This is a genomic window from Rothia sp. SD9660Na (assembly GCF_030064065.1).
In the GTDB taxonomy this organism is placed as follows: Bacteria; Actinomycetota; Actinomycetes; order Actinomycetales; family Micrococcaceae; genus Rothia.
Genome location: NZ_CP125946.1, coordinates 1601582 through 1613662, shown reverse-complemented (window position 1 = coordinate 1613662; position 12081 = coordinate 1601582). Strand labels below are relative to the sequence as shown.

The window sequence follows — 12081 nt, the reverse complement described above, 5'->3', positions numbered from 1 at the left end:
CCCGGCTTGCGTAAGCTGGGGCGGGCGTCCGCTCTCTTGTTATCTTATGTAGGGACCAAAAAAGTGACGAAAGTATGGGCCGTGCATAAGGATGTTGAGAGGAATCTGGTCCCTACCTGTAGGCTAGGAAGCATGAACGTAACTCACCTGATGATTATTGGTTTCGGAGCGATCCTGCTGCTACTGGGTGTGCTCGCCCCGCAGGTCGGCTGGAATATCTATGTGATGATTCTGGGCTTCCTGCACATCGTGGTCGGTAACGTGCTGGTCTTCCGGCAGATGCAAAAGAACTTCCGCGACAACACAGAGGCTGCGTCGCAGACATCTTCAAACGAAGGCGCTACTGAACGGAATCCCGAGAGCTAAACTTTCTCGAAGAAAGCTTGGCCGATATACCCGCCTTCCTCGGCGACCCCGGGAGGTACTAAGAAGACTGAGCTGGAGCGGGTCTTCAGATACTCAACAAAAAGATCGTCCCGGGCCATGTTCTTATGGACAGTAGCAAAGCGCGCAGGGTCGTTAACAAAAGCAATAAAGAATAGACCTGCCGCAAGTCTGCCCTGAGCATCGTTACCGTCAACGTAGTTATACCCCCGTCGGAGCATAGCAATACCCTGGTTATGATCAGGGTGTACCCTGGCTATGTGTGAGCGTTCGTCAATGAGTAAGTTTCCCTTCCCATCCTTGGCAGAAAAATCGGGCGGTGTGAACTCATCACCGCCTGAGAGGGGGGCGCCATTGCGTTTGTTCCTACCGGTCACCCGCTCCTGCTCTTGGAGCTGGACTCCGTCCCACACCTCAATATTCATTGAGATTTTACGGGCAATGAGGTAGCTTCCACCGGCTGCAATACCCTGATTGATCCAGACGTGTTCTGCGAGCCTGTCAGTCTCTTCCGCTTTAATATTAGAAGTGCCGTCCTTCTGCCCAAAGAGATTACGGGGAGTAGCTTGAGCGGATGTGGTTGAAGATGTGCGGCCAAAGCCTAGCTGGGACCATCTGAGTGTGGCGACTCCAACGGCAATGCGGGTGAGGTTTCTGATGGCGTGTACAGCAACCTGAGGGTCGTAGGCGCAGGCCTGAATGAAAAGGTCCCCTCCTGACTGAGATGTATCAATGAAATCATTGACCATTTTGGGTAGAGGCTCAAACTCTTGCGGTAGCTGCCCTGCCAAGCCAAAGCGGTCTGTGCCGTCCTCTTGAGTAAAGAGACTCCTACCGAAACCAAATGTGATAGTCAGACCGGAGGCACCTAGGTCAGCTGCCTCTCCTGTATCTGGCGGGGGTAGGGCTGGACCACCTCCAAAAGCTCCGGCAGCGGTGACATCAAGCCCCAGGGTTAGTCTACTTGCGGCGTAAGTCCAGTCTTGGAGCAGAAGAATCAGATCGTCCCGGGTGGTATCTTCTGCCATATCAAATGCCGCGCAGTGCATGCGATCTTGGGCTGCTGTAGTTATACCTGCCTGGTGATCCCCATAAAAATCGTAGGTAACATCGGCCTGCTCTGATATAGACTCGCTGCCTTGCCCAGCTGCATAACCGGCAGCTAAACCTCCGAGTAAGGTAACACCAGACCCAGCCCCCGTCAGAGCAAGGACAGCACGGCGTGACAGTCCCGAGGTGCTACGGGAATGTGAAGGAGTAGATTGCATGGTCGCTTTCCTTAGCGCTAATGGGGTGGGTGAGAAACTAGTCGACGAGGGTGGCTGTGAGCTGGGAGAGGGGCTCACGTACTGCATCGAGCTTAGTGGTGAGCTCCTTGCGCTGCTCCTCGCTGACCTCGTTGTAGGGGGTGAACCCTTCTTCATAGGAGCCGTACTGATCTAGTTCAGCCTGCAAATCATTGAAGGCAGTGTCGATAGTTTCAACAAGCTGGGCGTTCTCTTCTGACTCAGCTGAGGCAATAGGAGCGACCAGGTCAAAAGCAATACGGGAGCCCTCAAGGTTAGCCTGGAAGTCCCAGAGGTCACGGTGGCTCCACCAGTTCTCTTCACCGGTTACTTTACCGACTGCAATTTCTTCAAGTAGGGCAGCCGCACCGTTCGATACAGAGGTGATATTGAGCTGCTGGTCTTCAGCAAAGGTGGAGGAATGAATTTCGTCGTAGAGGGCCTGAACATCGTTGATGAGGGTTTGGCCGATTCGTTGCCGGTCCTCCTCGCTTGAAGCGCTCCACCCATCGTGTGCTGAGCTACCGTCAGGATGGAGGGCATCGGCTGCGGGCACCCAGAGGTCTTTTTCAATGCGGTGGAAACCGAGCCACTCGGTAAAGGTGGGGTCATCTTGTTCAAGCAGCTCGGCTTCTGCAAGGTAGTCAATTTCCCGGTAATCAATGCGGGGGTCGAGAATGCCGAGAGCTTCGGCAATAGGTTCAATGCGTTCGTAGTGGGTACGTGTAGTTGCATAGAGCTCACGAGCTTTTTCATCGTCACCGTTCATATAGGCGGTGGCGAATTTCTCAACCTGCGGTAGCAGCTCGCCTACCTCATTCTTGGCGAAGTTGACGTAGTTAGCCACCGCCTGCTCATAGAGTTCTTTCTGCTCACCCGTGAGCTCAACGGGGTCGCCGGTGACGGTGAAGGCTGCCGTGCCCACATTTTCACCTCGCATGCCCGGCTTGCATGCTGTGTAGTATTCACCCGGCTGCAGGGAAACGGTGAGGTCTGCTGTTTGGCCCGGAGCTATATTTTCTTTCTCGGAAACGATTCGTAGCCCGTCTGAGCCGAGAAGGTAAAACTCAGTGGTCTTTTCGCCGTTATTGGTGATGCTAAACTGCACCGTTCCCGACGTAGTGCTGTTGGTTGAGACAAGGCAGTCAGAGGTGGTAGATGAAACTGTAATCGTATTCCCGTCGGCCTGCTGGGCTTGTTTATCGACGCAGGCGGTGAGGGTTAGCGCGAGGCTGGTGGTGATGAGGGTGCTGAGGATGGGGCGATGTGTTGTCATGGTGTGTCTTTCTGGGACTGTAGGTAAGGGGGTCCGGACGTAGGCCGGCAGCTAGAGCGGTTAGCTCTTGGAGGACTCCGCGGGGGTAGCTCGACGCTGCTGCTTCATCCAGAGCGGGAAAACTATGGTGAGATAGAGGGCCCAGGCTATGACCTCAAGCCAGGACATGAGGGGCGTGAACCCTACCGTTCCTTTGAGGATGGATGCCACGGTACCCGAGGGGTCTATATAGTTTTGGAGGTCGAAAGCCCAGCCGAAAGGAAAAGACGCTCCCCAAAATGGGGTGGTGGTGAATCCAACGAGTACTTCACCTGTCCTGAAGTTTGTTGGGGTGATGGGGGCACCTGAGAACGGGCCTGGTAGGAATCTCGCTTCCTGTAAATCATGGATTCCGTAGGCGAGAATTCCGGCACTCATCACGATGAGCAGAGCACCTGTAACAGCGAAAAAACGGCTGAGGTTGAATTTCATCATGCCCCTGTTAATGGCAACGCCGAGGGTAACAGCCAGAAGTATGCCAACAACTGCACCTGCTAGTGCTTGGGGAGCCGTTGACCAAGCCCACAGCATGAGAGTCGTTTCGAGACCTTCTCTGCCAACAGTGACAGCTGCTAGCCAGAACATAGCCCAGCCACTACCGGTCGCTAGCGCAGCTCTGGCGGAGGCTTCAAGTTCTTGTTTGAGGGATGGCCCTATTTTAGCCATCCAGAACACCATCGTGGTCACCATAAGGACGGCAAGAAGGGAAAGGCCGCCGCCCAGGAGCTCTTGGCCCTCAAAACTGAGGCCATAACGACCGTAGGTTAGTATGGCTCCGGCGATGAGGGATACCGTTGTCGCGATGCCAACGCCCCACCAGATTTTAGGGCGGGCGTCGCTGCGACCCACTTTGGTCACGCAGGCTAAAAGTATGCCGATAACTAGTGAGGCCTCTAGGCCTTCTCGTAGGCCGATGAGAAAGGTCGCCAGAAACATCGGGCATTCTCCTAGTCAGGTGCACAAGTAATAATTAGGTAAGACTAATCTTAGTTAAGGATAAGCGCTACCTTTGACTTCTGCAAAAGGTTGGAGCTACCCCTATCTTCATAAAGGGAATATTGAACTGCCACCACCGGTTATAGTCGATAATGTGCCTCAGTTCTTCTGAACGTATGCACCTGACGAAAGGCAAACTGTGACTGATTCGCGCCACTACGACCTCATCATTATCGGATCTGGCTCCGGCAACTCCCTCCCCAACGAGGATTTTGATGGCAAGAAGATTGCCATCATCGACGGCGGACGCTTTGGCGGCACCTGCCTGAATGTGGGCTGTATTCCCACCAAGATGTATGTCTATCCGGCCTCTACCGTTGCCCGCGCCAAGGACGCTGCCCGTCTGGGTGTAGAGCTAGAGCACAAGCACACCGCCTGGCGGCAGATTCGTGACCGGATCTTCGGCCGTATCGACGCTATTAGCGAGGGCGGGCTTGCCTGGCGCAAGTCCCTCGAGAATGTGGATGTCTACGAGGAATATGCGAAGCTGACCGGCCCCCGGAGCGTGGTTACGGCGTCCGGCCTTGAGCTGACCGCCGACCAGCTGGTGCTGGCTACCGGCTCTCGCGTTACCCTGCCGCAGGTCCCCGGTATCGACCTGCCCCAGGTGCACACCTCAGACACCGTCATGCGCATTGATGAGCTACCCGAGCGCGTGGTGGTTATCGGTGGCGGTTTTATCGCCGCCGAGTTCGCTCATGTCTTCTCGGGTTTGGGCGCCCAGGTGACCCAGGCCGTGCGGTCAGACCGACTGTTGCGCAGCCACGATGACACCATCGCTGAAATCTTTACCCGCGAAGCTGCCCGTCAGTGGGACCTGCGCACCAACCATGCTCTGAAGGCTATTGAGCCTGCCGACAACGGCTCTGTGACAGTGATATTTGAGGACGCTGGTGAGCAAGTTACCGTGACCGCCGACCTTGTGCTGGTAGCAACGGGCCGCACCCCGAACTCCGATACCCTCGACGCTGCCACCTACTTTGATGTGGATGAGCGGGGCCTGGTGCAGGTGGATGAGTACCAGCGGGTGCTTTCTGGCGGTCAGCCGGTTAAGGACGTCTGGGCTCTGGGTGATGTGAGCTCACCCTACCAGCTCAAGCACGTGGCTAACGCCGAGATGCGCACCGTGCAGTGGAATATCATGCACCCTGACCAGCTACGGGCCACCGACCACCGCTATGTTCCCGCTGCGGTCTTTACCCACCCGCCCATTGCCGCTGTTGGCCTGACTGAGCGCCAGGCACGGGAGCAGGCTGAGGCTGAAGGGTTCGAGATTACTATCAAGGAGCAGAAGTTTGGCGACGTAGCCTACGGCTGGGCTATGGGTGATAGCGAAGGCGTCTGCAAGCTCATCGCCCGCAAGGACACCGGCGAACTACTGGGAGCCCACCTAATCGGTGAAGAGTCACCCAACCTCATCCAGCCCCTGATTCAGGCCATGAGCTTTGGCCTGAGTGCCCGCGATATGGCCCGCGGCCAGTACTGGATCCACCCAGCCCTTACCGAGGTCGTGGAGAACGCCTTGCTGGGGCTTGAGCTTGACTAGCCTTCGACCCGTCTAACGCACGACCCCCGCTCCTGATAACAGGAACGGGGATCGTGTACTTTACTGAGAGCCCTTTTCTGCTTCGGTGACCTCTACCCAGTCACTGGCGGCTTTCTCAACCTGATCGTCGGTATCTGAGTTGCTGGCGGCGTCCTTGTCCTTAGCGCCGGGCAGGGGAGTGACCTGCTGAATCTTATCTGCTAGCTCGTGTAGCTTCTGCCCCTGGGTCTCGGTGAACTCGTGTAGCTTCTCAGCCTGAACAGCCTTGAACTGATCCCACTTCTCGGTCTGCTCGGCACGCAGCTCCTGAACACGCTCAGCGGTGTGAGCGGCGGTCTCGGTCACGGTGGACTTGGTGCGGTTGTACATATCTTCGACGTAGGAGTTGAAGTCAGCCAGCACCTGCTTGCGGCGCACCTTCATGGAGGGGGTCAGGTGCCCCTCAGCCTCGGTGAAGTCCTTATCGAGAATGCGGAACTCGCGGATAGACTCGGCCTTCGACACAAAGGCGTTGGCGTCGTCGATGAACTTCTGGATAGCCTCACGGACGCGGGGGTTGGTGGATGCCTCCTTGAGGGAGAGGGTACGGGGCAGGCCGATGCGCTCAAGCTCATCGGGCAGGACGTCGGGGTCCAGGGTAATGAGCGCCGAAATGAAGGGCTTCTCATCGCCCACCAGCATGGCCTGGGAGACAAAGGGGGACTGGCGTAGACGGTCTTCGGCGGGCACCGGCATGACGTTCTTGCCGCCGGCGGTCACAATGATTTCCTTCTTGCGGCCGGTAATAAAGATTTTGCCGTCATCGTCGATGCGGGCCAGGTCGCCGGTGCGGAACCAGCCGTCCTCGGTGAAGGCCGCAGCGTTCTCTTCGGGGTTGTCGAGGTAGCCCGAAATCAGGCCGACGCCCTTGAACTCGAGTTCGCCGTCCTCAGCGATACGGGCAGAACCACCGGGAATCAGGGTGCCCACGTTGCCGATATCAAAGTTGCGGATGCGGCCAACGGCCAGGGGAGCGGTGGTCTCGGTCAGGCCGTAGCCCTCAACGACCTCGATGCCTACAGCGTGGTAGAAGTGGCCGTAGTGGGGGGCCAGGCGTCCGCCGCCGGATACCGCGAAGCGCACCTTACCGCCCATGGCGTCGCGTAGCTTGGAGTAGACCAGCTTGTCGTAGAACTTGTGCTGCAGGGTGAGAGTGCGGGTCATCTTGCCCGCAATCTTAGCCTGGGACCACTTGATAGCGATATCCACTGAGCGGTGGAAAAGCTTGGCGTTGACCTTACCGCCCTTCTCAGCTTTCTTGATAGCTCCTTCATAGACCTTTTCAAAGACGCGGGGCACAACCAGCAGCATGGTGGGCTGGAAGGAGGCCAGGTCGGTCGAAAGGTTCTTGATATCGGGGGCATGGCCTACCGTCAGGCCAGCGTCGAAGGCCAGCACCTGAATCAGGCGACCCAGCACGTGGGCCAGAGGCAGGAAGAGCAGGGTCGAGTTCGTCTCGTTGGCAATCTCGGGGATAGTGAGCTTGGTATTAGCAGAGAGACGGACGAAGTTGCCGTGGGTAATCGGGCAGGCCTTGGGGCGGCCGGTGGTACCGGAGGTATAGACGATGGTGGCCACGGTATCGAGGTTGGCGAGAGAACGGCGTTCTTCCACATCCTCGTCTGAGATAGAAGAGCCACCGGAGACCAGGGCGGGGAGAATCGAATCGTCGATAACCCAGACGTCCTTGAGAGCATCGAGGGAGAGCTCCTCATTGGTGAGCTCACGGGCCTGGCTAATGACGTCTGCCAGTTTGCTGTTCTCAACGAAGATAGCCTTAGCGCCGGAGTGAGACAGGGCCCAGGCAGCCTGGGCAGGAGAAGAGGTCTCATAGACAGGCACAGTTACAGCACCTGCGTACCAGATAGCAAAGTCAATCAGGGTCCACTCGTAGCGGGTACGGCTCATAATGCCAACGACGTCACCCGCCCCAATACCTACGGCCATAAGACCCTTGGCTAGGTCAATAACCTGGCGACGGAAGTCCTTGGCGGCGACGGGTACCCAGTTGCCGGTTGATTTCTGCACCCGGTAGACCAGGGGATTGCGGCTGTCCTGAGCGCGACGTTCCACCATGTCGGTGATGTTGACTGCCGGATCAACAGTAACAATCTGGGGGGAGTGAATTTCTTTCACGGTGTTACCTTGTCTCTAACGGGCCCCGGCGGCGGGGGGAGGGCTAAGGTGCGCTGGCGACGATGCCGGAGCACGCGGTTCTTCCTGGCCATTTTACAGCCAGCCCCCGGCTAAAATCCCACTTTTTGCGGGTGCGACGCTCTGAGGGGAATAGCTTCACCTCCAGCGTAGTTTACTCATACTGACTAGTTCAGATAAGAAGCTAAGGTGAACTCAAAGGTGAAGCAGACTCGTGCTTGCTGCCGACCCTCTCGCTGGTTCGCTAGCTGGCTCGCAGGCTCGCCAGATTCGCACCGAGATTTGTTTTCCTCGCGCGCTCGGAATCTCGGCGCTCATCACTAGCGATTCACGCCAGCCCCGAAGCCAGCAGCTTCGCTACGAGTCTGCTTCACCCTGTTTCTGAGCTGGTCGCCCTCGGGCATACAATATGTAGTGGAAAGTCGCTCGCTGACTGCTCTAGCCACGAGACCCCTAACATTGCCCTATCGCAAGGAGAGACACCATGTATATGCAGCTACGCACCGTGCTCAAGCCCTTCTTGCAGCGGGCCTATCACCATGAGGTTGTGGGGGCCAAAAATATCCCGGCAGCAAGTGGCGCTATTTTGGCAAGTAACCACGTGTCTTTTATTGACTCTATTTTCTTGCCTCTTGCGGCTCCGCGTCAGGTGTTCTTCTTGGCTAAGTCCGACTACTTCACCACACCCGGCCTTAAGGGGCGTCTGATGAAGTGGTTCTTCACCTCTGTGGGCCAGCTGCCCATTGACCGCTCTGGTGGTGCTAAGTCGGCTGAATCTCTGGCGGTTGCCGTTGCCGCCCTGCGCGAGGGCAAGCTCGTGGGTATCTACCCCGAGGGAACCCGTAGCCCCGATGGTCGCCTCTACCGCGCCAAAATTGGTGTGGCCCGACTGGCCCTAGAGGCCGGTGTCCCCATTATCCCCGTTGCCCAGTTCGGTAACGAGGATGTGCAGGTGCCCGGCTCCAACCGCCTGCGCCTGCGGAAGGACGGCAAACCGATTCGGGTGAAGACCGTCATCGGTGAACCCATCGATGTGACCCCCTATCTGGGGCGGGGCGATGAATGGGCCGCCCAGCGGGAACTGGCAGACCTGGTCATTGAGCGGATTAGCCAGATGACCGGCCGCCCCATCACCCCGGTCTATGCGGCCGATGTTAAGAAGCTCATGACGGCGGAAGGAATCAGTGCGGACGAGGCCACCAGCCGCCTGCTTGAAACCCGCCCCTAGCTCGTCTGCCCCCGTTCTAGGAGCTGTATGTCACATGGTGGACATAGCTTTGAACCCTATACCTAAGCCCCAATACTTTTGAATAAGAGACAAGAGCCTAACCCTCAGCTGGGCTCTAGCGACCACATACAAAGGAGTCACCCCGTGACCAACCCCGGCGCCGTACCCACCCCGAACGACTTCCCCGAACTCGAAGAGTGGCGCTCCCTGCACATCGACCAGCACCCCCAGTGGGCTGATCACCCCGACTTTACCGCCGTCATCAATGAACTGAACAGCGTTCCTCCGCTGGTTTTTGCCGGTGAGGTTGACCAGATGCGTTCCGACCTGGCTCGCGTTGCTGAAGGTGAAGCCTTCTTGCTACAGGGCGGCGACTGTGCAGAAACTTTCGCTGGTGCTACCGCCGATAAGATTTCAGGCCGCGTGCGCACCCTGCTGCAGATGGCCGTTGTGCTGACCTACGGTGCCTCTATGCCCGTGGTTAAAATGGGCCGTATGGCAGGGCAGTTCTCTAAGCCCCGCTCATCGAACGACGAGACCCGCGACGGCGTCACCCTGCCTTCCTTCCGCGGCGAAATGGTCAACGGCTTTGAGTTCACCGAAGAGTCCCGCGTGCACGACCCCAACCGTATGCTGCGCGGCTACCACACTAGTGCCAGCACCCTTAACCTGATTCGGGCCTTCACCAAGGGCGGTTTTGCTGACCTGCGCTCGGTCCACTCCTGGAACAAGGGCTTCACCTCCAACCCCGCCCACGCCCGCTACGAGTCCATCGCCGGCGAAATCGACCGCGCCATCAAGTTCATGGAAGCCTGCGGCACCGACTTCGGCCCCCTGAAGACCACCGACGTCTACACCGGCCACGAGGCCCTGCTGCTGGACTTCGAGCGTGCCATGACCCGCGTCGACTCGCGCACCCACCTGCCCTACGACACCTCCGCCCACTTCCTCTGGATCGGTGAGCGTACCCGCGGCCTGGACGACGCCCACGTCAACTTCCTCTCCAAGGTCCGCAACCCCATCGGCGTTAAGCTCGGCCCCGCCACCACCGCCGACGACGCCATGGCCCTGATTGACAAGCTGGACCCCAACCGCGAACCCGGACGCCTGACCTTCATTACCCGCATGGGCGCCGGCAAGATCCGCGAAAACCTGCCCGCCATCGTCGAGGGCGTGCAGAAGGAAGGCGCCAAGGTCGTATGGGTCACCGACCCCATGCACGGCAACACCATCTCTGTACCGTCCGGTTACAAGACCCGCCGCTTCGACGACGTCATGAACGAGGTTCAGGGCTTCTTCGAGGTACACGAGGCTCTCGGTACCTTCCCTGGCGGTATCCACGTAGAGATGACCGGCGACGATGTTGCTGAATGCCTAGGCGGTTCTGATCCCATCGAAGAAGCAGCTTTCGCAGACCGTTACGAGACCCTCTGTGATCCGCGACTGAACCACCAGCAGTCCTTGGAAATTGCTTTCCAGGTTGCTGAGTACCTGGCCCGCCGCTAAAGCCAAGGCCTCTAGGGCCCAGAGCAAGCCGCCGTGGCCCTGCCTCTTGAACACAGGTTTCAAGAGCAGGACCACAGCGGCTTTTCTTTGCGTGGGTTCTAAGTGGGCTCTAGGGTCGGGCAGGAGCGGGCGGGTACTAGAGAATCAGGCTGGCCAGCCACCAACCCACAAAACCTGCGGTCACAAAGCCCAGCAGGACCAAGGCAGCAAGCAGGGCCAGGGCGACGGGGGACAGGGGCGGACGCCAGCGCTCAGCAGGGGTACGCCGCTGGGCTTCAGTCCACTGGGCAGGGTCGGCGGGGCGCACCGAGGCTGCATGCGGGGCGGACGCGGGTGCGGTGTCCGTGCGCTCGCTACGGTAGGCGGCAGCCCGCTGCCGGTTATAGCCAGCCGAGATAGGGGGCTGATCGACCACCGCCGGGTCCTGGTCAGCTTCATGCTCAGAGAGCTGGGCATTGAGGACGGCCTGGGTCTCGGTCTTGGGCCCAACCCCGGGGAAGTCTGTGGGGGCGTAGACCTCAACGGGGGCGTCCGCGGCAGAGCGTACAGCCTGCTCGTGCTCGCTGAGTGGGCCAGAAGAACCTGCATCGAGTAGGTCATCGGCGGCCCCAAAACCGGTGATGGCGGTCTGCCCGTGGCGTACCCTCCCCGATTGTTCGGCGATGTCGGCGACGTTCTCCCAGAGGGTGGTAGTGGGCCGATCTGCCTGATCTAGGCGGTAGCCCTTTTCCTGCTCGCTGGCGCGGGCCTCAATATCGCGCAGTGCCCGGTAGAGTTCGGTGGCGTCCTGGGGGCGGTCGCGGGGGTTGCGGCGGGTGCACCAGCTCACCACACCCGCTATATCGGACGAGACGCCCTCAGCCAGGTGGGTGAGCGAGGGAATGTCGGTGTTTATGTTGTGATAGAGGACCTGCTGGTCGTTATCGGCCCCGGCAAAAGGCATACGGCCGGTGAGCATGCGGTACATCATCACGCCCAGGGCAAAAATATCGGCAGGAGGCCCGACGGGCGAGGCAACGTCGAGGATCTCGGGAGCCACAAAGGAGGGGGTGCCCATGAGCTGGCCGGTAGCGTTCTGGTCGGCCCTGCGCGTCAGGCCAAAGTCAGAGAGCTTAACGCTCTCTGTATCGGCCTCTAAGAGAATGTTAGCGGGCTTGATATCGCGGTGGATCAGGTGGTGGGCGTGCACCTCAGACAGACCCTCAACCGCAGGGATCATGACATCAAGCATCTCGCCCACCGACAGCACCGGGCGCAGCTGCATGAGCTGGGCCAGGGTGCAGCCGTGTACGTATTCCAGCACCAGGAACATGACCTGCTGGCCGTGCACCAGCTCGGTGCCCTCGTCGATGACGCCCACCACGTTCTCGTGCTGAATCTTCTTGAGTGCCGAGCCCTCCCTAAAAAACTTCTGTTGCTGGGCGGGGTCGGTAGAGAGATGGGGGAGTAGGACCTTGAGAGCCACCGGGTTATCTGACCACAGGTCAACCGCATGGTACACCTCGGCCATGCCACCGCGCGCAATCAGGTGGCCCACCTCAAAATGGCCCTTGAATATCACCCCGGTCAACCAGGGGGCAGCAGAGAAGTCATCAGTCATCCTCACTATTGTACGGGCGGCCCCTGG

The 12081-nt window shown here is 58.7% G+C and carries 9 protein-coding genes; 4 read left to right on the top strand and 5 right to left on the bottom strand.

Annotated elements, in window-relative coordinates:
* The first annotated feature begins 132 nt into the window (after window positions 1–132).
* Window positions 133–366, top strand: coding sequence for a hypothetical protein (locus tag QM007_RS07655; RefSeq protein ID WP_283489417.1), 234 nt, complete (start codon window positions 133–135; stop codon window positions 364–366).
* Here QM007_RS07655 and QM007_RS07650 read toward each other — a convergent pair.
* The 3 genes from QM007_RS07650 to efeU are packed head-to-tail and all read right to left on the bottom strand — an operon-like array spanning window position 363 to window position 3921.
* Window positions 363–1652 (bottom strand): Dyp-type peroxidase, encoded by a 1290-nt coding sequence (locus QM007_RS07650; protein ID WP_283489416.1) that lies wholly within the window; start codon window positions 1650–1652, stop codon window positions 363–365. The genes QM007_RS07655 and QM007_RS07650 overlap by 4 nt on opposite strands.
* Before the next feature lie 37 nt (window positions 1653–1689).
* Complete coding sequence (gene efeO, locus QM007_RS07645) at window positions 1690–2946, bottom strand: iron uptake system protein EfeO (RefSeq protein WP_283489415.1); 1257 nt, start codon at window positions 2944–2946, stop codon at window positions 1690–1692.
* Window positions 2947–3006: 60 nt separating this feature from the next.
* Window positions 3007–3921: an iron uptake transporter permease EfeU gene (gene efeU / locus QM007_RS07640; protein WP_283489414.1), complete on the bottom strand. Its 915-nt coding sequence runs from the start codon at window positions 3919–3921 to the stop codon at window positions 3007–3009.
* A 199-nt stretch (window positions 3922–4120) separates the two neighbouring features.
* Here efeU and QM007_RS07635 point away from each other — a divergent pair, with 199 nt between their 5' ends.
* Window positions 4121–5527, top strand: coding sequence for a mycothione reductase (locus QM007_RS07635; protein WP_283489413.1), 1407 nt, complete (start codon window positions 4121–4123; stop codon window positions 5525–5527).
* A 60-nt stretch (window positions 5528–5587) separates the two neighbouring features.
* Here QM007_RS07635 and QM007_RS07630 read toward each other — a convergent pair whose 3' ends face one another.
* Entirely contained in the window at window positions 5588–7702 is a 2115-nt protein-coding gene (locus QM007_RS07630; RefSeq protein WP_283489412.1) for an AMP-dependent synthetase/ligase, read from the bottom strand.
* 502 nt (window positions 7703–8204) lie between these two features.
* Here QM007_RS07630 and QM007_RS07625 point away from each other — a divergent pair.
* Both QM007_RS07625 and QM007_RS07620 read left to right on the top strand, forming a co-directional pair.
* On the top strand, window positions 8205–8948 hold the full coding sequence (locus tag QM007_RS07625; protein ID WP_283489411.1) for a lysophospholipid acyltransferase family protein: 744 nt from the start codon (window positions 8205–8207) through the stop codon (window positions 8946–8948).
* A gap of 144 nt (window positions 8949–9092) precedes the next feature.
* Window positions 9093–10454, top strand: coding sequence for a class II 3-deoxy-7-phosphoheptulonate synthase (locus QM007_RS07620; RefSeq protein ID WP_283489410.1), 1362 nt, complete (start codon window positions 9093–9095; stop codon window positions 10452–10454).
* Between the two features lie 136 nt (window positions 10455–10590).
* Here QM007_RS07620 and QM007_RS07615 read toward each other — a convergent pair whose 3' ends face one another.
* Entirely contained in the window at window positions 10591–12054 is a 1464-nt protein-coding gene (locus tag QM007_RS07615; protein ID WP_283489409.1) for a serine/threonine protein kinase, read from the bottom strand.
* Window positions 12055–12081: the final 27 nt, after the last annotated feature.